Source organism: Telluria sp. LT2P80, assembly GCF_059685955.1.
This window is the reverse complement of record NZ_JCASIO010000003.1, coordinates 81,703-108,007: the sequence shown is the minus strand read 5'-3', so window position 1 is coordinate 108,007 and position 26,305 is coordinate 81,703. Positions and strand designations below refer to the sequence as shown.

At 63.7% G+C, this 26,305-nt stretch carries 25 protein-coding genes; 16 read left to right on the top strand and 9 right to left on the bottom strand.

Annotated elements, in window-relative coordinates:
* Window positions 1-154: 154 nt before the first annotated feature.
* Window positions 155-1,447, bottom strand: a complete 1,293-nt coding sequence (locus AC56LW_RS09775; RefSeq protein WP_499633860.1) for an NCS2 family permease — start codon at window positions 1,445-1,447, stop codon at window positions 155-157.
* Between the two features lie 142 nt (window positions 1,448-1,589).
* Between AC56LW_RS09775 and AC56LW_RS09770 the strand changes: the two genes are divergently transcribed.
* Together AC56LW_RS09770 and AC56LW_RS09765 are read left to right on the top strand one after the other, a co-directional pair.
* Window positions 1,590-2,798: a hypothetical protein gene (locus AC56LW_RS09770; RefSeq protein ID WP_499633858.1), complete on the top strand. Its 1,209-nt coding sequence runs from the start codon at window positions 1,590-1,592 to the stop codon at window positions 2,796-2,798.
* 435 nt (window positions 2,799-3,233) lie between these two features.
* Entirely contained in the window at window positions 3,234-4,412 is a 1,179-nt protein-coding gene (locus tag AC56LW_RS09765; protein ID WP_499633856.1) for a glycosyltransferase, read from the top strand.
* A 77-nt stretch (window positions 4,413-4,489) separates the two neighbouring features.
* On the opposite strand, the gene AC56LW_RS09760 is transcribed toward AC56LW_RS09765, so the two are convergent.
* Window positions 4,490-6,835 carry a PAS domain-containing hybrid sensor histidine kinase/response regulator gene (locus AC56LW_RS09760; RefSeq protein ID WP_499633854.1) on the bottom strand — a complete coding sequence of 782 codons (2,346 nt, stop codon included), beginning with the start codon at window positions 6,833-6,835 and terminating at the stop codon, window positions 4,490-4,492.
* Window positions 6,836-6,957: 122 nt separating this feature from the next.
* The gene (locus tag AC56LW_RS09755; protein WP_499633852.1) at window positions 6,958-7,218 is read right to left on the bottom strand and encodes a hypothetical protein; all 261 of its coding nucleotides are present in this window, start codon (window positions 7,216-7,218) and stop codon (window positions 6,958-6,960) included.
* Window positions 7,219-7,413: 195 nt separating this feature from the next.
* On the opposite strand from AC56LW_RS09755, the gene AC56LW_RS09750 reads away from it, so the two are divergent.
* The 3 genes from AC56LW_RS09750 to AC56LW_RS09740 all read left to right on the top strand — a co-directional run bounded on the left by AC56LW_RS09750 (window position 7,414) and on the right by AC56LW_RS09740 (window position 10,369).
* The gene (locus AC56LW_RS09750) at window positions 7,414-8,202 is read left to right on the top strand and encodes a DNA/RNA non-specific endonuclease (RefSeq protein ID WP_332532046.1); all 789 of its coding nucleotides are present in this window, start codon (window positions 7,414-7,416) and stop codon (window positions 8,200-8,202) included.
* Between the two features lie 12 nt (window positions 8,203-8,214).
* Window positions 8,215-8,490, top strand: coding sequence for a hypothetical protein (locus tag AC56LW_RS09745; protein ID WP_499633849.1), 276 nt, complete (start codon window positions 8,215-8,217; stop codon window positions 8,488-8,490).
* A gap of 142 nt (window positions 8,491-8,632) precedes the next feature.
* Window positions 8,633-10,369: a hypothetical protein gene (locus AC56LW_RS09740; RefSeq protein WP_499633847.1), complete on the top strand. Its 1,737-nt coding sequence runs from the start codon at window positions 8,633-8,635 to the stop codon at window positions 10,367-10,369.
* Between the two features lie 93 nt (window positions 10,370-10,462).
* On the opposite strand, the gene AC56LW_RS09735 is transcribed toward AC56LW_RS09740, so the two are convergent.
* Both AC56LW_RS09735 and AC56LW_RS09730 read right to left on the bottom strand, forming a co-directional pair.
* Window positions 10,463-11,455 (bottom strand): sensor domain-containing diguanylate cyclase, encoded by a 993-nt coding sequence (locus AC56LW_RS09735; protein ID WP_499633846.1) that lies wholly within the window; start codon window positions 11,453-11,455, stop codon window positions 10,463-10,465.
* A gap of 172 nt (window positions 11,456-11,627) precedes the next feature.
* Entirely contained in the window at window positions 11,628-12,578 is a 951-nt protein-coding gene (locus AC56LW_RS09730; protein WP_499633844.1) for a histidine kinase, read from the bottom strand.
* 172 nt (window positions 12,579-12,750) lie between these two features.
* On the opposite strand from AC56LW_RS09730, the gene queE reads away from it, so the two are divergent.
* The 8 genes from queE to AC56LW_RS09690 all read left to right on the top strand — a co-directional run bounded on the left by queE (window position 12,751) and on the right by AC56LW_RS09690 (window position 19,514).
* Window positions 12,751-13,386: a 7-carboxy-7-deazaguanine synthase gene (queE, locus tag AC56LW_RS09725; RefSeq protein ID WP_332532050.1), complete on the top strand. Its 636-nt coding sequence runs from the start codon at window positions 12,751-12,753 to the stop codon at window positions 13,384-13,386.
* Window positions 13,387-13,428: 42 nt separating this feature from the next.
* Window positions 13,429-13,875, top strand: coding sequence for a 6-carboxytetrahydropterin synthase QueD (gene queD, locus AC56LW_RS09720; RefSeq protein WP_183552419.1), 447 nt, complete (start codon window positions 13,429-13,431; stop codon window positions 13,873-13,875).
* Window positions 13,868-14,386: a tRNA adenosine(34) deaminase TadA gene (gene tadA, locus AC56LW_RS09715; protein WP_499633842.1), complete on the top strand. Its 519-nt coding sequence runs from the start codon at window positions 13,868-13,870 to the stop codon at window positions 14,384-14,386. Before queD ends, tadA begins: the two co-directional genes overlap by 8 nt.
* An 89-nt stretch (window positions 14,387-14,475) precedes the next feature.
* Window positions 14,476-15,393, top strand: coding sequence for a muramoyltetrapeptide carboxypeptidase (gene ldcA, locus AC56LW_RS09710; protein WP_499633840.1), 918 nt, complete (start codon window positions 14,476-14,478; stop codon window positions 15,391-15,393).
* Window positions 15,394-15,509: 116 nt separating this feature from the next.
* Window positions 15,510-17,111 carry an ABC-F family ATPase gene (locus tag AC56LW_RS09705; RefSeq protein ID WP_183552413.1) on the top strand — a complete coding sequence of 534 codons (1,602 nt, stop codon included), beginning with the start codon at window positions 15,510-15,512 and terminating at the stop codon, window positions 17,109-17,111.
* 60 nt (window positions 17,112-17,171) lie between these two features.
* Complete coding sequence (gene nadA / locus AC56LW_RS09700) at window positions 17,172-18,305, top strand: quinolinate synthase NadA (RefSeq protein ID WP_499633838.1); 1,134 nt, start codon at window positions 17,172-17,174, stop codon at window positions 18,303-18,305.
* The gene (gene nadC, locus AC56LW_RS09695) at window positions 18,302-19,165 is read left to right on the top strand and encodes a carboxylating nicotinate-nucleotide diphosphorylase (protein WP_499633836.1); all 864 of its coding nucleotides are present in this window, start codon (window positions 18,302-18,304) and stop codon (window positions 19,163-19,165) included. Before nadA ends, nadC begins: the two co-directional genes overlap by 4 nt.
* 28 nt (window positions 19,166-19,193) lie before the next feature.
* On the top strand, window positions 19,194-19,514 hold the full coding sequence (locus AC56LW_RS09690) for a hypothetical protein (protein WP_183552409.1): 321 nt from the start codon (window positions 19,194-19,196) through the stop codon (window positions 19,512-19,514).
* 3 nt (window positions 19,515-19,517) lie between these two features.
* Here AC56LW_RS09690 and AC56LW_RS09685 read toward each other — a convergent pair whose 3' ends face one another.
* From AC56LW_RS09685 to nadB, 3 genes are read right to left on the bottom strand one after another with little or no spacing between them, the layout of a single operon-like run.
* Window positions 19,518-20,375 (bottom strand): NAD-dependent protein deacetylase, encoded by an 858-nt coding sequence (locus tag AC56LW_RS09685; protein ID WP_499633834.1) that lies wholly within the window; start codon window positions 20,373-20,375, stop codon window positions 19,518-19,520.
* Window positions 20,376-20,402: 27 nt separating this feature from the next.
* Window positions 20,403-21,302, bottom strand: coding sequence for a DMT family transporter (locus AC56LW_RS09680; protein ID WP_332532056.1), 900 nt, complete (start codon window positions 21,300-21,302; stop codon window positions 20,403-20,405).
* A 1-nt stretch (window position 21,303) separates the two neighbouring features.
* Window positions 21,304-22,914 (bottom strand): L-aspartate oxidase, encoded by a 1,611-nt coding sequence (gene nadB, locus AC56LW_RS09675; RefSeq protein ID WP_499633832.1) that lies wholly within the window; start codon window positions 22,912-22,914, stop codon window positions 21,304-21,306.
* 173 nt (window positions 22,915-23,087) lie between these two features.
* Between nadB and AC56LW_RS09670 the strand changes: the two genes are divergently transcribed.
* On the top strand, window positions 23,088-23,582 hold the full coding sequence (locus tag AC56LW_RS09670) for a pyridoxamine 5'-phosphate oxidase family protein (protein WP_332532058.1): 495 nt from the start codon (window positions 23,088-23,090) through the stop codon (window positions 23,580-23,582).
* Window positions 23,583-23,687: 105 nt separating this feature from the next.
* Window positions 23,688-24,302, top strand: a complete 615-nt coding sequence (gene pnuC, locus AC56LW_RS09665; protein WP_499633829.1) for a nicotinamide riboside transporter PnuC — start codon at window positions 23,688-23,690, stop codon at window positions 24,300-24,302.
* Between the two features lie 75 nt (window positions 24,303-24,377).
* Here the strand turns inward: pnuC and AC56LW_RS09660 are convergent, their stop codons facing one another.
* Window positions 24,378-24,776, bottom strand: a complete 399-nt coding sequence (locus tag AC56LW_RS09660; RefSeq protein ID WP_499633827.1) for a hypothetical protein — start codon at window positions 24,774-24,776, stop codon at window positions 24,378-24,380.
* Between the two features lie 197 nt (window positions 24,777-24,973).
* Here AC56LW_RS09660 and AC56LW_RS09655 point away from each other — a divergent pair, with 197 nt between their 5' ends.
* Window positions 24,974-26,140: a tyrosine-type recombinase/integrase gene (locus AC56LW_RS09655; RefSeq protein ID WP_499633825.1), complete on the top strand. Its 1,167-nt coding sequence runs from the start codon at window positions 24,974-24,976 to the stop codon at window positions 26,138-26,140.
* The last annotated feature ends 165 nt before the right edge of the window (window positions 26,141-26,305 follow it).

Here is a 26,305-nt window from a genome sequence, read left to right as displayed (position 1 = left end):
TGGACCGCACTGCACCAGACCTGCGCAGGGCAACCGGCCCATCGTTCGTGAATCGTGCGCGGCAGCATTGTCGCCGCGAGTTGGCCGATATTGTAACGCATCACCTGCGCGATGCGGCGTGCATGGAGACCCGGATCGCGCCGCGCACTGGCATTCAGGCCCCGACGTAGGCGATCTTGAACGCGAACAGCGCGGCGATCACCCAGACGACCGGTTTCACATCGCGCGCGCGGCCCGTCAATAGCTTGAGCACGGCGTAGCTGATGAAGCCGAACGCAATGCCTTCAGCGATCGAATACGTGAACGGCATGCCCAGCGCGGTAACGGCCGCCGGAATGCTTTCGGTGGTGTCGCTCCAGTCGACTTCGCCCAGGTCGGCCAGCATCAGGCAGGCGACAAAGAGTAGCGCCGGCGCGGTCGCGTAGGGCGGAACCACCGACGCCAGTGGCGCGATGAACAGGCACGCCAGGAACAGCGCGGCGACGGTCAGCGCCGTCAGGCCTGTGCGCCCGCCCACCTGCACACCGGCCGCGCTTTCGATGTAGGCCGTCGTGCTCGACGTGCCGAGCACGCTGCCGGCGACAATGGCGCCGCTGTCAACCAGCAACGCCTTGTTCAGGCGCTCCATCTTGCCTTCGACCAAAAGGCCGGCACGGCGCGCCACGCCCATCAGCGTGCCCGTCGCATCGAACAGCTCGACCAGGAAGAACACCAGCACCACATTCAGGATACCAGCCGCCAGCGCGCCCGGGATATCCAGCGCAAACAGCGTTGGCGAAATGGGTGGCGGCAGCGAGAACACGCCCTGGTAGGTATTGCCGCCGAAGAAAAAGCTGAGCACGGTCACCAGCACGATGCCGATCAGGATCGCGCCGCGTACCCGCAGGCGGTCCAGCGCGACGATCACGAAGAAGCCCAGCACGGCCATCATCGCTGCCGGCTGGTGCAGGTCGCCCGCCTTAACGAGCGTGGCGTCGCTGGCGACGACGATACCGGCGTTCTTGAGGGCGATCAGGGCCAGGAACATGCCCAGTCCGACCGTGATGCCGACCCGCATCGAGCGCGGAATGCCGTCGACGATCATTGCCCGCAGGCCGACCATCGTCACGAGGATGAACAGGCACCCCGAGATGAACACGGCGCCCAGCGCCGCCTGCCACGGGATGCCCATGCCGAGCACGACGGCGTAGGCGAAGTAGGCATTCAGGCCCATGCCGGGCGCCATCGCAATCGGGTAGTTGGCGTACAGGCCCATTAACGCGGTGCCGGCGGCGGCGATCAGGCAGGTTGCGACGAAGACGGACGCTTTCGGCATGCCGGCGTCGCCCAGAATCGATGGATTGACAAAAATGATGTAAACCATCGTCAGGAACGTGGTCAGGCCCGCCATAAGTTCGGTGCGGACGGTGGTGTTGTTGGCGCTGAGTTGGAAGAAACGGTCGAGCATGGTGATCCTGCAGAATACGGTAGGGCGAAGCATATCATTGCGCGTCGGCGTCACGGCGGCCGATGGCGACTGTCAGGGCCCATGCCAGGGTGTTACCATGCCGGCACGATTCTTTTTTCATTTTCATTCTTCGACTTCAGACATGCCAAAAAACAAGCGTCCGGTGCCCCGCACCTCGAACAACACACGCGAACCGGACACCAATGCCCAGGCCCAGGAAATGGCCGATCTGGCGCTCGAGATTGCCGAGCGCGAAGACCTGGAAACGGGCGAGCCCGACACCGTGCGCCGCGACCAGCTCGTGCTGGCGGTGCGCAAGGCCGTGCGCAAGAAGCGCGACGAGGTCCTGTACGAGGCCATCGAACTGGCCCGCTTTACCGATCCACTCGCCTGCCGCGTGCTGCGCGGGTGCATCGAAGAAGAAGCAGCGACGCTGCGCGTCGGGCGCGAAGGCGGCCCGGAACACGAGATCGACGCCTTCATGGTGCCGCTGTTCGTGCGCAGCGAGGGCGGGTTGGTGGCGCAGGAATTGTTCCAGGACGAAGCGGCCTTCGAGGCGCTCGTGGCCAGCTTCCGCAGTGGTGGCCTGGACAGCCCGGATGCGCGCGTGATCCTGCTCCAGCACGCGTTCGACCTGGGCGAGATCGACCATATCGCCTACGGCACGCTGCACGAGATGCTGCGCGAAGCCGCCGCCTCGCTGATGGAAAAGAAGCTGCAACCGGCCCCGACCATCGCGGCAAGCATGCGCGGCTGGACCGGCGAGCCGGTCGCGCCCGACGAAACGGCGCTCGAACTGCGTTTCCTGCTCGGCTTTTCGTTCAAGCGCAGCGACGATGCCTTCTATCTGATTCCGAAGGACGAGGCCGGCAGCGACGCCTATTTCACGGCCCGCATGGACCGCTACCGTGACTGGACCGTGGCGGCGGCGCCTCTGGTAGCGCGTTGCCTGGCGGCCGACCCCGCACGGCTCGACCTGAACTTTTTATACCAGGACCTGTTCTACGGCGCCAAGGAGCAGGGCGTGGCCGAGCTGGCGACGCTTGGCGTGCTGGCCGAGATCAAGGGCCTGCTGCAGGCCAAGGACCTGGCGCCGGATGCCGTGCATGCGGCTGTCGCGCCGATCGATATGGGCGAACATATCCTGCTGCGCGCGAACCTGTATGCGCTGGATGGTGGCCAGCCATGGGGCAGCGTCGAGAAGCCGGTCGACCTGGCCGCCGATCTGGTACTTGAGGTCGACGAACTGTGCGACGCGCTGCTGTCGCTTGGCCTCGAAGGCGTGTCCATTGCCGTGAGCTTCAGCGACGACGGGCATGCCGAAGGCGCCGAACCGTACCACCCAGGCTGAGCTGCGCAACCTGTTCGGGCGCATTGCCAGGCGCGTCCGGACGGGTTGACGGTACTGGAATTGCCGATCTGTTGTGCAGCGCAACCCGTCTAAACTTCCAATTTTTCGGCGTGACTTTTGGTGAGTTTCGTCAAGATTTTCACTTCTATTCGTAGTGGAATTTCCTGTCGCGCTGTAGGACGCCACTGACAGGAAATCATGTCAAAAATCGGCTTCTCCTATGAAGCTCGACAAAAATCTTCCACTGTCCTGTTACATTTCCTGAAATATTGCTATGCACAAATCAAAAAATTAAGAAAATTGCATGTTACGATCCACTCGTCCGGCCAGGTTCCCGCGCGTAAGCAGCGGTGGTCCCGAGTAGAGAGAGAAGAACCGTCCGGCTGCACAATTACCAACAACTATAGCGCCACCAAGGCGAAAAGGAAAACTCACATGCCGACCCTCATCGTGTTCTGCCATCTCCGCTGGGATTTCGTGTTTCAACGCCCTCAGCACCTGATGACACGTCTGGCTCAACACTACAAGATTCTCTTCGTCGAAGAGCCGATGCACACGGACGGCGAAGCGCGCCTGGAAAAGATGGAAGTTGCCGACAACATCACCGTCTGCCGTCCGCACACGCCGATTCATCAGTGGGGTTTCCACGATGACCAGCTGCCAACGCTGCAAGTTCTCCTGGCCGACCTCGTGCCAGCTGGCGAAGAGCCAATCGTCTGGTTCTACACCCCAATGGCACTGCCACTGCTGCAAGGCTTGAAGCCTTCGAAGGTGATCTACGACTGCATGGACGAGCTGGCAATGTTCAAGAACGCCCCGAAGCAGCTGCTGCAGCGCGAAAGCGCCTTGCTCAACATCGCCGACGTGGTGTTCACCGGCGGCCCGAGCCTGTATCAGTCCAAGCGCGACCGTCACGCCAACGCGCACTGCTTCTCGAGCAGCGTTGACGCCGGCCACTTCCGCCAGGCACAGGATGCCGCGATTTCGCATCCTGACCAGAACCATATCGCCCATCCGCGCCTGGGTTTCTACGGCGTGATCGACGAGCGCTTCGACGTCGACCTCGTCTCGAGCATGGCCGATGCGCATCCGGAATGGCAAATCGTCCTGGTGGGTCCGGTCGTCAAGATTGATCCGGCAACGCTGCCAAAGCAGGCCAACGTGCACTACATGGGTCAGCGCACCTACAATGAGTTGCCACAGTTCCTGGCCGGCTGGGATGTGTGCCTGCTGCCATTCGCGATCAACGACTCGACCAAGTTCATCAGCCCAACCAAGGTGCTGGAATACATGGCAGCTGAATTGCCATCGGTGTCCACACCGATCACCGACGTCAAGGTGCCATACGGTGACGTGGTCGAGATCGCCGAATCGCACGCTGACTTCATCGCAGCCTGTGAACGCCAGCTGGCGCTGACGCCCGAAGCCCGTGCAACGATGGCGGCGCGCATGCGTGAGGTCGTGGCCGGCACGTCGTGGGATCTGACCGCGCGCAGCATGCATGAGCTGATCGAGAGCGCCGTGCGCAGCAACAAGGTGGAGCGCTTCTTCGCCAGCAACCAGGAAGCCGTGCCAAGCACGCCGGATCTGGTCGCGGTTGCCAACGCGGGTTAATCGCGGCAGCAAGCGGTAATAAAAAGGCCGGTGTCGCAGGACACCGGCCTTTTTTTTGCGTGGACACCTCATACGGGCTATGTCATCTGCCGCAGCACGTCCTCGATCGCTTCCACGGTTGCCGGCTTCGTCAGGTGCGCATCGAAGCCGGCCTGCGCGGTGCGTTCACGGTCGGCCGCGCCGCCCCAGCCGGTCAGTGCCACCAGGCGCACGGCCGCGTAGCGGGCATCGGCGCGGATCGCAGTCGCGACCTCGTAGCCGGACAAGCCTGGCATCCCCAGGTCCAGAAACACGACATCCGGCATCAGCATTGGCAGCATCCGCAGCGCCTGATGGCCATCGTTGGCGACCAGGGCGCTGTGGCCCAGCATCGACAGCAGTGCGGCCAGGGTTTCAGCCGCGTCACGGTTATCGTCGACCACCAGCACGCTGCAGGGTGGTACCGCGCCTGCCGGGGTCGCCTGGGATGCTGGCGGCGCTGCACCGACATGCTCGCTGCCGATGGGCAGGCGCACCGTGAACCGGCTGCCCGCATTTGTCCCGGCGCTATCGGCGCGCACGCTGCCGCCATGCAGTTCGACCAGGCTGCGCACGAGCGACAGGCCGATGCCGAGGCCGCCGGAGCCTGGCTGCTGCGCCTGGCCAACCTGCGTGAACATCCGGAATACCACTTCGAGCGCATCGGTTGCGATGCCGATGCCGTTGTCAGTCACGGTGATGACGGCGTCGTTGCCATCCCGCTCGGCGCACAGCGCGATGCGCCCGCCCTTGGGCGTGTAGCGCGCCGCGTTGTTCAGCAGGTTGCTGATGACCTGGGTCAGACGTGTGGGATCGGCCAGCAACGGCAGGGGCAGGGCGGGCAGGTTCACGGTGAACGTGTGCCGCGCCGCCTGGAGCAGCGGCATGCTCGTCTCGATGGCTGCATTCACGACCGTGGCCAGGTCCACCGGTTCACAGCGCAGCTCGACCTGGCCGCGCTGGATGCGGGCGACGTCGAGCAGATCGTCGACCAGCAGGACCAGGTGGTCGAGTTGCCGACCCATGATCTCGTGCACGCGGCTGACCGCAGCGGCGTCGCCCGGCGCGCGCCGGATGAATTGCAGCCCGCTGCGGATCGGCGCCAGCGGGTTGCGCAGCTCGTGCGCCAGCGTGGCGAGAAATTCGGTCTTGAGCCGGTTGGCCTCGGACAGGTCGGCCGCCATCTGGCGCAGCGCGGCGTCCGACCGGCGCCGTTCGGTCACGTCGGTGAACAGCACTGCAAGGCGGTACGCGAACGGCCCGCCCAATCGTGTGGCATACACGTCGTACCAGCGCGACAGGCCCTTGACTTCGTTCTCGAAACGTACCGGCGCGCCAGTGGCGGCAACCCGGCCATAGATGTCGAACCAGTGCTGTTCGAGGCCTGGCACCAGTTCGCGCGCGGTCTTGCCGATCGCGTCGACGAGACCGGTGTGCTTGATGAACGCGGGATTGGTTTCGACGAAGCGGTAGTCGTATGGTGCGCCGTCGGCATCGAACAGCATGTCGATCACGCACAGGGCGTCGTCGATCGAGTTGAACACGGTGCGGTAGCGCTCTTCGCTGGCGCGCAGTTGCTGCTCTGCCTCGAGCTGGCGGGTGGCGTCGATGATCACGCCACGCACCGTCATGGGCAGTCCGTCGCGGTTGGTGTCGACATGGCCGCGCGCCATGACCCAGCGCCAGCCGCCGCCCGGCAGACGGATGCGGTAGGTGGCCCCATACGCGCTGCACGCCGCGATGGCCGTGCTGATCTCGGCCCGCGTCGACTCGACGTCATCGGGGTGGATGGCGGCCAGGTAGCGGGCCAGCGGGACGCTGCTGCGTTCGTGGCGAGGGACGCCAAACAGATCGGCCACGCGCTCGTCGGCCTCGACGCAATCGGCGCGGATATCCCACGACCAGATGCCCAGTTCGGCAGCTTCGATGATGCGCGCGAGGCGCCGGCTGGTGTCGTCGAGCGCGACCTCGGCGCGCCGGCGCTCGATCTGCGTGTCGAAGGCAGCGGTGTAGAAGCGCGCTTTGGCGCGCAGGATCGTTGGCGAGAGTGGTTCGGTAAGTACGGCAATGACGCCGGCGTCGTACAGCGACTCGTGCGACATCGGCAGCGGCAGCGGCAAGCCCATTGCAACGATGGGCGTCAAGCTCGACCGTGCATTGCTGCTCACGGCGGACACGACGGCGAGCATGCCGTCCGGGTCACCCGCATAGCCGACCAGCACCATGGCGAAATCCCGGCGCTGTACCTGCGTCAGGCCGTCTTCGAGGGACGTCGCATGCACAACCGCCCTGCCAAGTTCGCGCGCGACCTCCGTCACGACAGGATCGACGGTGGCGTGCGGGCAGATGAACAGAATGCAACTACTGGTGAGGCTGTCGGGACAGTCGTTCGGAGTGTTCAACATGCGCCTGGCTTGCGAGTGTGTTTACTCTGACAATCTAATGCGCTGCTGAGCAAGTGTCAATGACAGACTTGCTCGCAAACAAGGCGGCTGGCACCACTGGCACCGGCCGCGCAATCACGGTATTACGGTTTTTCACGCACCTGCTGCGAAGGTACCGGGGCTTTCAGTGCTTCTGGCAGGGAGTCGGCGATGCCGTTACCCGGCGCCTGGCCGATGCGTCGCGCTTCGTCGGAGTGCTGATCCAGACTGACTTCCTCGGCGACATCGAAGCGGCCGTCCTCGAAACCTTCCTCGCCCGGCAGCAGGTTCTCGGAGCGTTGTTCCTGGCCACCGGCCGGTACCGGCGCGTCTGGCTTGCGGTCTGCTTGTTCTTGATCGGTCATGATAATCTCCAGCGTTGGTTTGATATGCGCCAATTATGTCGCAGCGACCGGGGGCAGGGCGCACGTCAACACCGACTGCGTCACACTGCGCGGACGGTGGGTGGCCTGCCGGTGCGGATGCGCTACGAGAATTTTATGCTCGGGAAATTGTCGCTCAGCTAGAATGCCCGCTGTTTCCCTCACCGTATCGTCATCATGTTCCGATTGTCCTTTGCCAGTATTGCCGCCCGGGTTGCATTCGCTGGCGCGCTGCTGGCCTCCGCGGCCGCCCAGGCCGCGAGTTGCCCTGTCCATTACCTCGACGGCCGTCCGCCGGAAATCCAGAACCAGAAGCTGGCCGTGTCCACGCGCGAACTGTGTTACGGCGTGTTTGGCATCGTGCATTCCGGTGTGACCCGTACGCCATTGTGGTCCGCCGAATATGTGCGCGCCGATAATCTCAAGCGTGCCCAAGGGCTCGATCGGGACGATAAATTCCACGCCGAGTCGCGTCTGCCGCGGGGCCAGCGCGCCGAGCTGTCCGATTACGCCCGCAGCGGCTTCGACCGCGGCCACCTGGCGCCGAACGCGAACATGCCCGACCGCCGCACCCAGCGCGAAAGCTTTTCGCTGGCCAATATGGTCCCGCAAGATCGCGACCATAACCGCAAGATCTGGGCGCCGATCGAAGGCGCCGTGCGCACGATGGCAAAGAAAGAAGGCGAGCTGTACGTGATCACGGGGCCGGCGTTTTTGGGCACGAGCCTGAAAAAAGTCGGCAACGTGATCGTGCCGACCCATCTGTACAAGGTGGTCTACAGCCCGCGCCAGCGCCTGGGCGCGGCCTGGCTGACCGAAAACCGGGCCGATGCCCCGATCAACGTCGTGCCCGTGGCCGAGCTCGAGCGGATCGTCGGCATCGAACTGTTGCCGTCGCTGAGCACGAAGCAGAAGGAACGCATGCTGCGCCTGCCGACGATCAAGCCATCCAAGAAACGTTCATAACACGGAGGATCCATGAGCAAGAAAAAACCCGTCAGCTTTGTCCCGTTCGCCAATGAAGCCGATGTGATCGGCATCAGCGACCTGATGCTGGAAAACCGGCTCGACCGCATCACGATATCCGGCGATGTCGACCTGACTGCTGACGTGCCCGGTCTGGCGCATGCCCGTCGCCTGCACGCCGTGCTGGGCGACATCGTCGCCGCGCTGGAAGCCCGCGAGTCCTCTGGCGAGTTGCCGGCGCGATTACCGCCGCCCGACATTAAGACGATCGACAATCCATTCGCCTGACGTGTGTGTCGACCGGAACTAAATTTCCGCTCGTCAATGGTGTGCGAGTTCTACCGAGAATAGAGTAATGTTGACAACATAGCGCGAACGAAAGAGGCGGCGTCGCCGCCCGCGCAAGACCTACTATTTCGGAGGAACGACCATGCAACATACCCTCGTCGCGGTGTTCGATAACCGCACTGATGCACAGAACGCAATGAACGAATTGCTGTCGTCGGGCTTTACCAGCACCGATGTGCGACTGTCGACCGCCGATGCAGACACGATTGGTCAGAGCGATAGCCTGAACGCATCGTCCGATCTCGATACGACCCGCAGCGCCGATGGCGACACGGGCATCACGGCCAGCATCAAGAATTTCTTCGGCGACCTGTTCGGTTCGGATGACGCCGAGCACGCCAACCGCTATGAAGGCGCGGTCAACCGCGGTAGCCATGTGCTGACGCTGGTGGCGAACTCGCTGCCGGAAGTCGAGCGCGGCGCCGACATCGTCGAACGCTACGGTCCGACCGACATCGATGAAACCTCGAGCGGCACGCCAGATCTGGCTTCGACCGGCTTCAGCAGCGGCGCAATGCACGCCGGCAGCACGATCGGCATGCAGCAGGCATCGTCGATGTCGGCGCAATCGAGCTCGACCCCAACCTCGACTGGCGCAGGCTCGGTGCAAGCCGCGGCGATCCCGTCGCTGGACAATCCAGGCGAGCGTCAGTTGTTCCAGCATCAGGAATCGCTGGGCACGTCCGATCTGACCAACTCGACGCACCAGGAACCACTGGGCCAGAGCGGCCTGACCGCGACTGGCGGGACGTCGCTGCAAGGTTCGACCCTGCGTGACACGGCAATCCAGGGTTCGGCTCTGGATGGTTCGATCCGCCAGGGTTCGACCGCTGTTGATCGTGGCGACTCGCTCCAGCGCGATACGACGATGGGCGGCGCCAACAGCACCGGCACCCGGTTCACCGACAAGCAGCGCAATGGCGTGCGCATCTTCTCGCGCGGCCAGTCCGATGCCGCACTGGGCACGGCGCCGGGTTTTGATTCGGGTTCGGGCAGCAGCGCGATGGGTTCCCTGAACGGCGACGACACGTATTACCGCAATCATTTCGACACCACGTACGGCGCGACTGGCGCATCGTACGACGAGTACGCACCTGCGTACAGCTACGGTAGCGAAGCTGCCCGCAGCGGCCGTTACACCAACGGCGCCTGGGACGATATCGAAACCGACCTGCGCAACGACTGGGACAGCCGTTACGCGACCGGTGGCGAGCCATCGACCTGGGAAAAGATGAAGGCCGCCGTTCGTCACGGTTGGGAACGCATGACCGGTGACAACGACGACGATCAGTACCGCAGCCACTACGACAGCACCTACGCGTCGACCGGCGAAAAGTATGACGACCTCAAGCCGGCCTACTCCTACGGCACCGAAATGCGCCGTAGCGAGATGTACCGTAACCGTCCATGGGACGATGTCGAGACCGACCTGCGCACTGGCTGGGATAGCCGCATCGACGGCACCCGCGAATTTTCCACCACCGGCAGCGACAGCAGCGAGCCATCGGCCTGGGATCGCGTCAAGAACGCCGTGCGTCATGGCTGGGACAAGATGACCGACGACAATGACGACGACATCTACTACCGCAACCACTGGAATTCGGTCTACGGCAGCACCGGCGGCGCCTACGACGAATTCCGTCCGGCCTATAACTACGGCACCGAGATGGCGCGTGAAGAAAAGTACCGCAACCGTCCATGGACCGAAGTCGAAGCCGATCTGCGCAGCGATTGGGACAACCGTTATCCGGGCGAGCAATCGACCTGGGACAAGATGAAGTCGGCGGTTCGTCACGGCTGGGAACGCATGATGCGTTAAGCCTGTCGGGTAACTGACGGAAGTAAAACGGCGCCTGTTGGCGCCGTTTTTTTTACGCCTCAAGCCCGTAATATCGGGCCATGTGCCAGCAGATCACGCCGCCTCGGTCATCGGCAGGCTGATCCGGTTACGCCCCAGGTGCTTGGCCCGGTACAAGGCTGCATCGGCAATCGCGACCAGCTGGTTGGCATGGTTGTCGGGCCCGGCGATGGCCGTGGCCGCGCCGATCGACACGGTGACGTGGCCGGCGGCGAAGCGGCACGGCAACTGCAGTTGTTCGACCCGGCTGCGGATCCGCTCGGCCACGATGGCTGCGCCCTTGAGCGACTGGTTCGGCAGCACCACGGCGAATTCTTCGCCACCGTAGCGCGCCACCAGGTCATTGGCCCGCATTTCGCTGGCCACGGCGCGTGCAACGCGCTTCAGGCATTCGTCGCCACCCAGGTGACCATGGGCGTCGTTATAGGCCTTGAAATTGTCAACGTCGACCATTAACAGAGAGAGCGGCTGCACCTGACGCAGTGCGCGCGCCCATTCCGCTTGCAGCGTGTCATCGAAGCAGCGCCGGTTGGCCAGGCCTGTCAGGCCGTCGCGGGTTGCCAGTTGCTCCAGCGCCGCCTGGGCCATCTTTTCATCGGTCAGGTCGCGCAGGGTTTCAACCACGGCCGACAACTGGCCGTTGGCGCCGAAGATCGGACTGGCGTCTGCCGCCAGGTAGCGCCGACGGCCAGCCCGTGGCATGTCGCACCAGCTCTCGATGGACAGCCCCGGCGCGGCGCGCCCGGCATCGCCCGGGGCGGCGAGTGCCTCGCCCGCCTGTGCCGGATCGCAACCGGTGCGCAGGACGAGATCGGCGAGGGTGGGCCGCTGGACGTCGTAGAAGCTGCGCCAATGGTCGCCCGTGCCAAGCACTTCGGGCGCTGGCACACCCGTCAGCTGCTCACAGGCACGGTTCCAGATCGTCACGCGCGCATGGGTATCGAGCACGAAGACCGGTACCGACAGGCTTTCCATCAACTGACCGACGAAGGCGACGTCCTGGAGCAGGGCTGTCGGGTATGCCGCGCTGCTGCTTGTGTTGATCATGAGCAGTCCTCTGCGAGTGGTAGCGCTTCGGTTTGCGGCAACCGGGTAGCTGCCGTCAGGAACCGATTCTGCTACTCGCATCAAGACATGCTATTGATCTTTAGCAAGGAGGATTCAGCGTTGTGTTTAACGTACACGGTTGTGCGGTCGCACGCCGCTCATCACACGCTGATCACGCAACCACGGCCATTTCCGCAGCAAGTTCGGCAGCGGGATTCCTGACCGGCAGTGACAGGGACCAGCGCCCGGCATGCCCAGCGGTGGCAACGACGCGCAGCACGCCGCCCATGGCGCGGATCTGGTCGATCAGCTCGGCCGGCAGCGAGGCGACTGCGCCAGGGGCACTGGCGCAGCCATCGATCTCCAGACCCAGCGAGCTCGCGTTTTCCAGCAGGCGCACATGCAGTTCGCCGTGCTGGACGCGCGCAGCAGTGGCGAGCACATCCTGCAGCACACGAAACACGGCCAGCCGCGCGGCGCGATCCTGGCTGGCGCGCGAACTGGGGTCGACGCCGGCCTCGAAACGATAGCGCATGCCGTACAGGTGCGCGTGCTCGGCCAGGCAACGTTCGAGCGCGTGGCGCAGGCCGTCGCCCGGACCGAAGCCGCGCAAGCCGCTCGCTACCGCGCGCACGGCGCCGATCGCACCGTCGATGTGCGCCATGGCGCTGTCCAGGCGACTGGCCAGGGCCGGCGCCTGGGCCGTGGCGGCGCTGTCGTACAGATTCGAGAGATCGGCGCGCAGTGTCAGCAGGCGGCGCCCCAGTTCGTTCTGCAGTTCGCGTGCAATGCGCGTGCGTTCGCTGTCGCGGACATCCTCGTTCTGGCGCACCAGCCGGTAGACGACGTCGTGGTTGTCCGCCAATGCCTGCTCGGACTGCGCGCGCGATTCCCGTTCAGCCGCCAGTTGCCCGTGCAGGGCCCGGGCCCGTTCCTCCAGGCCCATGCTGCGGCGCAGGCTCAGGCATGCCAGCACCAGCGCCGCCATCGTCACCAGGATGCAGGCCAGCAGTTCCGGCGCTGCGCTGCGTAGTAGCATCGGCACCATGAAATAAGCGTCACCTGCGCTGGCGCTGCTGGCGACGAAGGGCAGGGTCACCAGCAAAAAATTCGGTTTGTTCATGATTGCCCTCGTGAAGGTGTCGGAAGTTTCGGTAAGAACTTACCGCTCCGCTCATGTAGGAATATTGTTCAGTCTCAAACCTGACGTTTCCGACACCGTCTCAGCGACCGGCCGCTTCCGCTGCGCAGGTCAATGCGCCGCGCTATAATGGAAGGTTGACGAGAGGCTTAACGTGACTTACAGCATTAAAGAGATCTTCTACACCTTGCAGGGAGAGGGTGCCCACGCTGGCCGGCCGGCCGTATTCTGCCGCTTTTCCGGCTGCAATCTGTGGACTGGCCGCGAGCAGGACCGCGCCACATCGATCTGCCAGTTCTGCGACACCGATTTTGTCGGCACGGACGGCGAGCGCGGCGGCAAGTTCAAGGAAGCGGCGCTGCTCGCCGCCGAGATCGACGGCCTGTGGCCTGCTACCTATCCTGCCAGTAAATATGTCGTGTTCACAGGTGGCGAACCGCTGCTGCAGCTCGATCGCGCCCTGATCGACGCCATGCACGAGCGCGGCTTTACCATCGCCATCGAAACGAATGGCACGCTGCCGGTGCCCGACGGTGTCGACTGGATTTGCGTCAGTCCCAAGATGGGCTCGACGCTGGTCGTGGAAAAAGGCAGCGAGATCAAGGTGGTCATCCCGCAAATCGGACAAGACCTGGCCGCGTACGAGCGGCTCGATTTCGACCATTTCTTCGTGCAGGCCATGGATGGGCCGCTGGCGGCGCAGAATATCCGCCTGGCCATCGAGACCTGCCGCGCCAATCCGAAATGGAAGCTGAGCCTGCAGACCCACAAGCTGCTCCAGATTCCCTGACTCATTCACTCCATTATTACTCCATTACCTAGTAAAGCAGCAATGTTGACCATTACCCGCAAGCTTGAATTCGATGCCGGACACCGGATTCCCGACCACAAGAGCCAGTGCCGCAACCTGCACGGGCATCGCTACACCCTCGAAATCACGCTGACCGGCGAAGTCATCGACGCTGACGGAAATTCCGACAACGGCATGATCATGGATTTCTCCGACGTCAAGGCGCTGGCCAAGCAGCATCTGGTCGACGTGTGGGACCATGCCTTCATCGTGTACGAAAAGGATGACAAGGTGCTCGACTTCCTGTCGTCGCTGCCGGATCACAAGACCGTCGTTATCGACCGCATCCCGACCGTGGAAAACCTCGCGCAAGTGGCGTTCACGATCCTCAAGACCGTGTTCATCGACCGCTTCGGTACCGGGCTGCGCCTGCACAAGCTCGTGCTGCACGAAACCCCGAACTGCTGGGCCGAGATCACCGATGCCTGAGGTATCGTCCGCAGTCGTGCATGACCATGCTGCGGATGCGGCGCACGCGCGTTTCATGGCGCTTGCCCTGGCCCAGGCACAGCTGGCGTGGGATCGTGGCGAAGTGCCGGTCGGCGCTGTCGTGGTCAAGGACGGCGAAGTCATCGCGACCGGTTTCAACCAGCCGATCAGCGGCCACGACCCGACGGCGCATGCCGAGATCGTGGCGCTGCGCGCCGCCGCCGACAAGCTGGGCAATTACCGGCTGCCCGGTTGCGAGCTGTACGTGACGCTCGAGCCGTGCATCATGTGCTCGGGCGCGATGATGCATGCGCGCCTCGCGCGTGTCATCTACGCAGCAACGGACCCGAAGACCGGCGCCTGCGGCTCGGTCGTGAACCTGTTCGACGAGCCAGCGTTGAATCACCACACCGGCGTGGTCGGTGGCGTGCTGGCCGATCAGGCGAGCAGCCTGCTGCGCGCTTTTTTTGCCGAGCGGCGTGCATTGTCGAAGAAGGCCAGCGCAGTTTGACCCTTCGTGGGCGAGTTGACTGACCTTGATCGGCACCGGTGGGCGCGGTAAGATGTTTCCAGATTCCACACACGTCTTCCCGCCCACCAGTGATCACTTCCCGTCTCGGCATCGCCATCGTGGCGCCCGCCGGCTGCACCAACGATCCGCTCGCCGTCGAGCGTGCCATCGCACGCCTTGAAGCGCAGGGCTGCCTGGTCCGCAACTACTACGATCACAGCTGTACCCATCAGCGCTTCGGCGGCACCGACGACGCCCGCCTCGCGCAGCTCAACGCGGCGGTGCTCGACCCCGAGATCCACCTGATCATCGCACTGCGTGGCGGCTACGGTATCAGCCGCCTGTTGCCGGCGATCGATTTCGACGCGATTGCCGCCAGCGGCAAGATCATCGTCGGCTTTTCCGATGTCACGGCGCTGCACATGGGCCTCATGGCCAGAACGGGCGCGCTCAGCTACGCCGGGCCGATGGTGGCCGGCGACTTCGGTGCCGAAGAGCCGGTGCCGTTCACGCTCGACGATTTCTGGGCCTGCCTGGCCGGCCCGACGCACACGATCCGCGAGACGGTCAGCGGCAACCCGCAGCTCGATGTGCGCGGCACGGTCTGGGGCGGCAATCTCGCCATGATCGGCTCGCTCGTCGGCACCTCGTATTTCCCGCAGATCGATGGCGGCATCCTGTGGCTCGAAGACATCAGCGAGCACCCGTACCGCGTCGAGCGTTTGCTGCTGCAACTGATGCAGGCGGGCGTGCTGGAACGCCAGCAAGCGGTGCTGCTGGGTGACTTTTCCGGCTACCGACTGGGGCCGCTCGACAATGGCTACGACTTCGACGCCATGCTCGAGTATGTGCGTCGCACGTTGCCGGTGCCCGTGCTGACGGGGCTGAGTTTCGGGCACATCCCACGGCGCGTCACAATCCCGTTCGGCGCGCAAGGGCGCCTGCAGTCGGACGCCGATGGTTTCAGCCTGCTGCTGTCGGACTACCCGACTGTGCGCCGCGCCTGAAGGGTCGCCGGTAAAGCTCGTCGGCCAACGGCGCCCGTCAATTCAGCCCATTCGCCCTGCAGGGCGTGCGATGGTAAAATAGCCGGTTAATCAAATACGCTTTTTGGGGTCATACAGTGCTATCCACAGCCAACATCACGATGCAATTCGGCGCCAAGCCGCTCTTCGAGAACATCTCCGTGCGCTTCGGCGACGGCAACCGCTACGGCCTGATCGGTGCCAACGGCTGCGGCAAGTCGACGTTCATGAAAATCCTGGGCGGCGACCTCGAGCCGTCCGCCGGTAACGTCAGCCTCGATCCGGGCGAGCGCCTGGGCAAGCTGCGCCAGGACCAGTTCGCCTACGAAGACACGCGCGTGCTCGACGTCGTCATGATGGGCCACACCGAGCTGTGGAACGCGATCGCCGAACGCGATGCGATCTACGCCAACCTCGAAGCGACCGACGACGACTACATGAAAGCTGCCGAGCTCGAAGGCAAGGTCGCCGAGTACGACGGTTACTCGGCCGAAGCGCGCGCCGGCGAACTGCTGCTGGGCCTGGGTATCGGTACCGAGCTGCACCAGGGCCCGATGAGCGCCGTGGCGCCGGGCTGGAAGCTGCGCGTGCTGCTGGCGCAGGCGCTGTTCTCGAATCCGGACATTCTGCTGCTCGACGAGCCGACCAACAACCTGGACATCAACACGATCCGCTGGCTGGAAGACATGCTCAACGAGCGTAACTCCACGATGATCATCATTTCCCACGATCGTCACTTCCTGAATCAGGTCTGCACGCACGTGGCCGACATGGACTACGGCACGCTGAAGGTGTATCCGGGTAACTACGACGAATACATGCTGGCCTCGACCCAGGCACGCAACCAGCAACTGTCGAACAATGCCAAGGCCAAAGAGAAGGTCGCGGAACTGCAGGACTTCGTGCGCCGCTTCTCGGCCAACAAGTCGAAGGCACGCCAGGCCACGTCGCGCGCCAAGCAGATCGACAAGATCAAGATCGAAGAGTTCAAGCCATCCTCGCGCGCCTATCCGTTCGTGCGCTTCGAAGGCGAGAAAAAGCTGCACCGCCTGGCGGTGGAAGCCGAGAACATCTCGAAGGCCTACGACCGTCAGCTGTTCAAGAATTTCTCGATCATGGTGGAGGCCGGCGAGCGCATCGCGATCATCGGCGCCAACGGCGCTGGCAAGACCACGCTGCTGCGCACGATTGGCGGCGAGCTGTGCGGTCTGCAGCCGGATGGCGGTCGCGTCAAGTGGGCCGAGAACGCCAATCCTGGCTACATGCCGCAGGATCCGACCGAAGAATTTGCGGTGGGCGACAACCTGACCGACTGGATGGGCCAGTGGACGCAAGAGGGGGATGACGACCAGGCCGTGCGCTCGATCCTGGGCCGCCTGCTGTTTGGCGGCGACGAAGTCAAGAAGTCGGTCAACGTGCTGTCGGGTGGTGAGAAGGGCCGCATGATGTACGGCAAGCTGATGCTGGGCCGTCACAACGTGCTGTTGCTCGACGAGCCGACCAACCACATGGACATGGAGTCGATCGAGTCGCTGAACATCGCGCTGGACAAGTATGCCGGCACCCTGATCTTCGTCTCGCACGACCGCGAGTTCGTTTCGTCGCTGGCCACGCGCGTGCTGGAAATCCGTGAAAACGAGATCGTCGACTTCCGTGGCAACTACGAGGAATACCTGGCGAGCCAGGGCATCGACGCGTAATGTAGTAGTGGCAGGGGCGGCGCGTTCGGCGCGTCCCCTGCCAAGGAGACCGAGAAGAGTATGGACACCGTACCGATCAAGACATATGAATACGACCGGCCCCAGGCCGGTCTGGCCTGCACCGCCGAAGCCTGGGCACGCATCCCCAGCGCGCCCGAACTGGCCGAACGCAATGCGCTCAAGGACAAGATCCGGCGCCTGCTCAAAGAAAAAGGCGCAGTCCTTGTCGCCCACTATTACGTGGACGCCGACCTGCAGGACCTGGCCGAAGAAACGGGCGGCTGCGTGTCCGACTCACTGGAAATGGCGCGCTTCGGCCGTGACCACGCCGCGCAAACGCTTGTTGTCGCCGGCGTGCGTTTCATGGGCGAGACGGCCAAGATCCTCAGCCCCGAAAAAACCATCCTGATGCCCGATCTTGATGCGACCTGTTCGCTCGACCTGGGCTGCCCGGCCGACGAGTTCGCCGCATTCTGCGACCAGCATCCCGACCGCACCGTCGTCGTCTACGCCAACACCAGCGCCGCAGTCAAAGCGCGGGCCGACTGGATGGTGACGTCGTCGATCGGCCTGGATATCGTGGCCGAGCTGCACGCGCAGGGCAAGAAAATCCTGTGGGCACCCGACCGTCACCTGGGCTCGTACATCCAGACCAGGACCGGCGCCGACATGCTGCTGTGGCAGGGCTCTTGCCTCGTGCACGACGAATTCAAGGGCATCGAACTCGACCTGCTCAAGGCCGAGTACCCGCTGGCCAAGGTGCTCGTGCACCCGGAGTCGCCAGCGAACGTCGTGGCCCAGGCCGACGTGGTCGGCTCGACCACGCAGCTGATCAACGCCGCGCAGACGCTGGACGCCACCCACTTCATCGTCGCTACCGACAACGGCATCCTGCACAAGATGAAGATGGCCGCGCCTGGCAAGACCTTCATCGAAGCGCCGACCGCTGGCAACAGCGCCACCTGCAAGAGCTGCGCGCATTGCCCGTGGATGGCAATGAACGGCCTGCGCAATCTGGCGGAGGTGCTCGAATCGGGCGGCAACGAAGTACATGTCGATCCCGCTGTCGGCCTGCAAGCCAAACGCGCGATCGACCGCATGCTCGATTTTGCTGCGGCCAAACGCGCCAAGGCGTTGCCAATCGGCGCGCTCGAACAGAATGCCCCCATGTTTTCCGGAGTCGGCCCCGCATGACCAGTCTGCACAATCCCCACGCCCAGTTTGATGACAAGCTGCAGGCGGCGTTCGAACAGAATATCCTGGCCGCGCTACTGGAAGACATCGGCAGCGGCGACCTGACCGGCAAGCTGGTGCCGAACGACACCCGCGTTACGGCGCGCGTGATCGTGCGCGAAGCGGCCGTGCTGTGCGGTGCGCCGTGGTTCGAGGGCGTCATGCTGGCGGTCGACCAGGACACCGACATCGCATGGCAATTTGCCGAAGGCGACCTGATGCCGGCCAACAGCACCGTCTGCACGATCACGGCGAACCCGCGCGCGCTGCTCACGGCCGAGCGCGCCGCGCTGAACTTCCTGCAGCTGCTGTCGGGCGTGGCCACTGCCACCCGGCGCTACGTCGACGTCATCGCTGGCACCAGCGCGGCGATTCTCGATACACGCAAGACATTGCCCGGCCTGCGCCAGGCGCAGAAGTACGCGGTGCGGGTCGGTGGTGGCAAGAACCAGCGCATGGCGCTGTATGACGGCATCCTGATCAAGGAAAATCACATTGCCGCTGCCGGGGGCGTCACGCCCGCGCTGACGGCGGCCGCCAGCCTGAACGCTGGCGCGCCGGTGCAGATCGAAGTCGAAACCATCGCCCAGCTTGAAGAAGCGCTGGCTGCCGGCGTCAAGTCGGTCCTGCTCGATAACTTTGACCTGGCCATGATGCGCGAGGCGGTGCAGGTGAATGCCGGCCGTGCGCTGCTGGAAGCGTCGGGTGGCATCAACCTGGACACCGTACGCGCGATCGCCGAAACAGGTGTGGACCGCATTTCCATCGGCAGCCTGACCAAGGACGTGCACGCCACCGATTACTCGCTGCGCATCGTCTGATCGCACCGCTCAACTCTCAGACTTCATTATGTCGATCACCACCAAACTGAAACGTTCGCTTGTGTTCCGCCTGTTCTGGCTCGGCTTCGGCCTGCTGCTGGGTGTACCCCAGTTGATGGACGGGATTCTCTACAATATGAAGGGGGAACTGTTCTTCGGCATCGGCATGCTGCTGGTCGGTATTCGCGGTTTTCTGCGCCCGGTCGTGCTGAGCCGGGCGATGGCGATGCAACGCGATGCTGCAGCGTCGGATGCGTCGATTGGGTCGCCCGTGTTGCATGGCGTGCTGTCGATCGCGATGGCGGCGGCTTTGATCACCGGTTTGGTGATCAAGTTCAGCAATAATTAAGCCCTACGCCCCGAACAAACCCGCCACGAGCGGCAAGACCCGCTCGGCGGACGCTTCAATCTTCAGCGTGAGCATGTCGTCAGCGCGCGTGCGCCCGAGGTTCAGCGCCGCAATTGGTTTGCCGGCTGCTTCGGCCAGCCGGCAGAAGCGAAACCCCGAATACACCATCAGCGACGAGCCGACCACGAGCAGTGCGTCGGCCGCTTCCATCCGTGCCAGCGCGGCTGCCGTGCGCGCCGCCGGCACATTGTCGCCAAAGAACACGACGTCAGGCATCAGCATGCCGCCACAGTGCACGCATGCCGGCGCCGTGAATTCCGTCACCGCATCCGGATCGATCTCGGCGTCGCCATCGGGCAGCGGCTGCGCGAGCACCTGGCCCAGGCCCGGATTGTCCGCCTCCAGCTGCACCTGCAGCGCAGCGCGCGTGAAGTTTGCCCCGCAGCCAAGGCACGTCACGTGGTGGATATTGCCATGCAATTCCAGCACATCGCGACTGCCCGCCTGGGTATGCAGGCCATCCACGTTTTGCGTGAGGATCGAGCCGATGCGGTTGTCTGCGCCAAGCACGGCGAGCGCGCGGTGGCCTGCGTTTGGCGCCGCGCCCGACATCATCCGCCAGCCCACCATGCTGCGCGCCCAATAGCGGCGCTGGACTGCCGGGTCGCGCCGGAATTCCGGACCCTGGATCGGGACCCGGCCGCGCCGCACGCCATCCCGGTCGCGGTAGTCAGGAATGCCGGACGCGGTCGAAAGGCCTGCGCCGGTGAGCACCAGCGCACGGGGGTATTGTTCGAGAAACGCCGCCAGCTGCGTGGCCGCGTGGTGGTCGCCAAGTGGGTTGCCGAGTTCGTCGTTCATGGGTGGAATCGTACCACCGCTCCGCATTTACCGCGCCGACACGACAATTCCGCCGACGATCAGGCCGAACGCCGCCACGTGGTACAACTGCGGCAGTTCGCCCAGGAAGGCGGCCGACAGCAGCGCGGTAAACAGCGGCGTCAGATTGATGAAGAACGCACTGATCCCGGGCCCGGCGCGCTGGACGCCCGCGCCCCAGCAGCGCATGGCGATGATCGCCGGCCCGATCGCCAGGTACAGCAGGGCGCCGGCGAGGGGCCAGCTCCATACGACCTGGGGCGTGCCCAGCGCCCACTCGCCGCCGGCGAGCGCGGCCGACCACATCACGCCATACGCAACCTGGGCCAGCAGGAAGGCCGCCCAGTCCGCACGCAGGGCCGGCACATCGTTCTTTTGCAGCAGTGACCAGCTGTAGAACGACCAGACAATGGTCGCCACGATCATGATCAGGTCACCCGCTACCAGGCGCAGCGCGGCCAGCTCGGCCAGGCTACCCCGGCACATGACGACCAGCACGCCGGCAATCGACAGCACGGCGCCGCCGATCTGCCGGCCCTTGACGGGCACGTTATAGAACAGCCGGCCGACCAGCAGCATCCAGACCGGCACGCCAGATGCCACGAGCGTCACGTTCAGCGGCGACGAGGTCGTCAGCGCCAGGTATTGCATCGAGTTGTACAGTCCGATTCCCAGCAGACCGAGCAGGGCGTAGCGACGCCAGTTGCGCAGCACGCCGCTGCCAGGGCGGAGTGCGGCGCGGCCCAGCACCAGCAGGATCACGAGCGCAATCGACCAGCGCAGCAGGTTGAGCGTCATCGGCGGCATGGCGTCGCGCACGAGACGGCCGATGATGGCATTGCCCGCCCACAGTACGGGCGGGATGCTCAGCAGAAGGACCGTCGTGAGCGAAAGCCGCTGCCGTTCCATGCTAGCGTCGGCGCGGCGTGAGCACGCTCGGGAGTGCCTTGGGCAGGGTGTCCGGGAAATCGCGCGAATAGTGCAGGCCGCGGCTTTCGTGGCGCGACATGGCGCTTTTCACGATCAGGTGCGCCACTTCGACCAGATTGCGCAGCTCGAGCAGATCGGGCGTGATGCGGAAGTTGCGGTAGTACTCGTCGATCTCTTCCTTGAGGAGCTTGATCCGGTGCAGCGCGCGTTCGAGGCGCTTGGTCGTGCGCACGATGCCGACGTAGTTCCACATGAAGCGGCGCAGCTCGTCCCAGTTGTGGGCGATGACCACTTCTTCATCGGCGTTCGTGACGCGACTGGCATCCCAGTCCGGCAGCGCAGGGTTGGCAATCGCCGGACTCGCCGCGATCTGCTGCGCGCAGGCACGGCCAACGACGACGCATTCGAGCAGCGAATTGCTGGCCAGCCGGTTGGCGCCATGCAGGCCCGTGCAGGCGACTTCGCCGACCGCATACAGGCCGGGGATATCGGTGCGCCCGGCCAGGTCGGTGACCACGCCACCGCAGGTAAAGTGCACGGCCGGCACGACGGGGATCGGTTGCTGCGTGATGTCGATGCCCAGTTCGAGGCAGCGCGCATAGATGGTCGGGAAGTGCTCCATCAGGAATTCGGGCGGTTGGTGGCTGATGTCGAGGTTGACGTAATCGAGGCCCCGTTTCTTCATCTCGAAGTCGATCGCGCGTGCCACGACGTCGCGTGGCGCCAGCTCGCCACGCGTGTCATGCGCCGGCATGAAGCGCTCGCCGGCCTGTGCGCCCGCTTCGGGCGGCAGCTTGAGCAGGCCGCCTTCGCCGCGGATCGCTTCGGTGATCAGGAACGACTTCGCATACGGGTGGTACAGGCAGGTGGGGTGGAACTGGATGAACTCCATGTTCGACACCCGGCAGCCAGCGCGCCATGCCATCGCAATGCCGTCGCCGGTGGCGGTGTCCGGGTTCGTCGTGTACAGATACACCTTGCCGGCGCCGCCCGTGGCCAGCACCGTGTGCTCCGCCTCGAAGGTCAGCACGTCGCCACTGTTCACATCCTGCACGTGCAGGCCGTAGCAGCGCGGCTGGCTGCCATGGGCCGCCTTGGGCCGCAGCTTGGCGGACGTGATGACGTCGATCGCGACATGGTGCTCGAACAGCGAAATATTTGGGTGCGCGCGGACCTTCTGTTCCAGCGTGACTTGCACGGCGTACCCGGTGGCGTCGGCCGCATGAATAATCCGTCGCTGGCCATGGCCGCCTTCGCGCGTCAGATGAAAGCCCATTTCAGCGGTAGCGTCACGCGTGAAGGGCACGCCCTGATCGATCAGCCATTCGATCGCTTCGCGCCCGTGTTCGACGATGTAACGGGTGGCGGTTTCGTCGCACAGACCGGCGCCGGCAACCAGGGTATCGGCCACATGCTGCTCGTGGCTGTCGCCCGAATCGAGCACGGCGGCGATACCGCCCTGGGCCCAGGCGCTGGCGCCGTCGAGCAGGGTGCGCTTGGAGATGATGGCAACCTTGCGGGTCTGGGCCAGGTGCAGGGCTACCGACAGGCCGGCCAGGCCGCTGCCGACGATCGCGACGTCGAATTTCATGGGATGGTTGAAATGTTTACAGAGGCAATACTATAAGCGATTTGCCACCGGCTGCGGGACAGCCTGACCAGGCCAAAGTCATCCGCAGCGGGTCGCAAATGTACGCCCGCGCACCGAACGACGGCGTCCGGCACGCTAGGATGAGCTATTACTCACCCAATCAAGGATTCACCATGACCGCAGACCGCACCCACGTCGCAGCCCTCGAAGACCGCATCGGCTCCCTGCGCTTTGCCATGTTCACGTTCCGTGACCAGCACGACCACCTGGCCAGCCAGCCAATGACCAAGCAGGACGTCGATGCCGAAGGCGGCATCTGGTTCTTCGTGCATTCGGCCACCGCCCTGTGGGACAGCATCGCGCACCAGCCTGAAGTGAACATCAGTTTCTCGGATATCGACGACAGCACCTATGTCTCGGTCAGTGGCACCGCCGAGCGCATCGTCGATCGCGACAAGATTCGCAGCATGTGGAACCCGATGGTCCAGGCCTGGTTCCCGGCCGGCCCGGAAGACCAGCACGCAGTGCTCGTGCGCGTGGTCCCGCACGCAGCCGAGTACTGGGATTCAAACGACAGCAAGATGGTGCGCCTGTTTGCGGTCGCCAAGGCAGCCGTGACCGGCAAGCAGCCGGATCTGGATTCGGAGCACGGCACCATCAAGCTGTAAGCATTCCTCTGCACTAACTTGCGGCGGGGCATGAGAGTGGCGTAGAGTAGCCGCTCTCATTCAGAGGACATTCACTATGTTCCCATCCTGGCTCCGCCGCATCCGATGATATCTCCGCTTGAACTGGCCGCGAACCTCTTCACGGCTGCCGCAATCTTCCTGGCAGGCCGCAACAACGTCCACACCTGGTGGACCGGGATTGTTGGCTGCACCTTGTTTGGCTTGCTATTCATGGGGGCGCAGCTGTATGCCGACGTCGTACTGCAATCCTTCTTTGTCGTGACGGGTGTGCTGGGGTGGTGGCGCTGGTTGCATGGTAAAGGCGGCGCACCGCTGCCGATTACCCATGCGGGCTGGCGCACGATGGCGTGGATGGCGCCTGTCGGACTTATTGCCACTGGCGCGTATGGCGCTGCACTTTACTTCTATACAAATGCTTACGCACCATTCATCGATTCAGCGGTGCTTGTGTTTTCTGTTATCGCGCAGTTGCTGATGATGGGGCGGCGCATCGAGAGCTGGCCGGTGTGGTTGCTGGTCAATACCATTGCGGTTCCGCTGTACTTCAGCCGCAGCTTGTACCTGACGGCGTTCCTGTACATGTGCTTCTGGGTCAACGCGATCGTGTCGTGGATCTGGTGGCGCAAATTGGCGAAGCAAGAGCAGGTTGCGGCACAGGTCTCAAGGGGGGAGCATGCTGCTGCAGGCGGCCCGCCGTGAAGTTTTGTGGTTGCCTGGCCTGCGTGGATAGCTGGCCAAACGAACATCGAAACGTTAGTGGCGGGCACAACTTACTCAGCGCGTGAATGGCGGCAGATCACCTGCGTTTTGATTGCCGCCCGTTTCCGGCGCGCCCATGCCGGTCACCTTCGGGCCAGCCTGGCCTGGCCGCGTGTCCTGCGCGCCTGGATTAGTGTGCGTTGCTGCCGTGTCGAGCGGTACCGTGCTTGGCGCTTCCGGTTGCGGTGCGGCGCTGCCGTCAGTAATCGGCGGCTCATTCCCTTCGGTACCGTCGGGCGCGTTCACATACGGTCCGGACTGATTACGGGTCAGCCCCGGGCCACCATTGCCGCCAGTTTCTGTCTGCGACTCATGCGATGATGTCGCGCCTTGCTGGCCGCTGGTCTGGCCACCAATACCGACAGTGGTGGCGTCCTGGGTTGCAGTCGTCGATGCGGGTGCGTTGCTGTTCATGGTAGTCCCCTTCGTAAAATGGATGATCCATTGTCGTGCAGGGCAGGGCGGACACGTATCGGCGCGCAGGGCATGGCGCTGTAGGACGAGAGCGCCCTTCACGGGTAATTTAGCGAAACTTTGGGCCATCAGACCTTACGAAGCCCGGCGGCACGATGCTATACTGTATATCCATACAGTTATCTTCATTCGTGCTCATGCCTGTGTTCGTACCGATCAATCTCGACCCACTGCCACCAGCCGACCCTGATCGCGCGGCCGCAAGCCGGCTTGGTGCGGGCAGCTTTTCCAGCATGTACGATGAGCCCGTCACTTCGGCGACGAGCGATGCCGAACTGGCGCGCGAATACATCTCTCATGGGGAGCTCAGTCCCAAGTCGGTCGCCAATCTGCAGAAAGAGCTGTACCGCTTCCTGACCTGGTGCCGCGAAGAAGCAGGCAAGACATTCCAGCAACTGAACGTCGGCGACCTCAATCTGTACAAGGAATTCATCCGGCAGCCGCCGCCCGCGTGGATCAGCACCACCAAATGGCCACGCAACGACCCGCGTTATCGGCCGTTCACGGGTCCACTGTCCGATACCAGCCGCCGCCAGGCGATGATTGCGATCAAGGGCGTTCTGACGTTTGCCGAGCAGACCGGCTACCTGCGCCGCAATCCTGCACGGCTCGTGCGCAATGTCCGCGCTGCACACGCGAGCCGCATCACCCGCTATCTGAGTCCGGCCGCGATTGCCTATGCGCTGGCCGCGGCCGAAGCACGGCCTGGGGATACTGAAGCGACCGCGCGTCAACGCGCGCGTGACCGCTTCCTGCTGATCGCGTTCGCGCAGACCGGCGCGCGCCTGAACGAAATCGTCAGCGCGAACATGGGCGCCGTCTACAGCGAGGGCGACGGGCGCTGGTGGCTCGACGTGCTGGGCAAGGGCAACAAGCCGCGCCGTCTGCCGGCGCCCCCGGCTACGGTCGGCGCCTATCGCGACTACCGGCGCGCGTTCGGTCTGCTGGAGCAGACGAGCAGGGGAGATCGCATGCCTCTGGTGCTGTCGAGCCGTACAAAAGAGTATGTAGGAATCACCGACGAGGCCGCGTCCGAAGCGCTCAAGGCGATCTTCCAGCTCGCAGCGGATGATGCGGCGGCGAAAGGGGATGGCGACAGCGCGTCGACGCTGCGCCTGGCGTCACCACACTGGCTGCGCCACAGTATGCTGACCAATCATGCGAACAGTGGCGTGCAACTCAAGACGCTGCAAGATACAGCAGGGCACGCGAACATCGCGACGACGGCGGCCTATCTGCACAAGACCGACCATGAGCGGCATGACGAGATTCTGCGTTCGAACGGTGACCGAGGCATCAACTAAAACGATAGAGAAGACGAGATCTTCCATCCAGAAATGTAACTAACCAACACATGAAATAATACCAGCCGAAAATTCTAAAGCTAACTACTTAGGAACCGACAATAAACCTCAAACGAGTCTACAGAAAAGAGGTTTGCTCTGATTCAGCGGTGGTCACCGCAGATC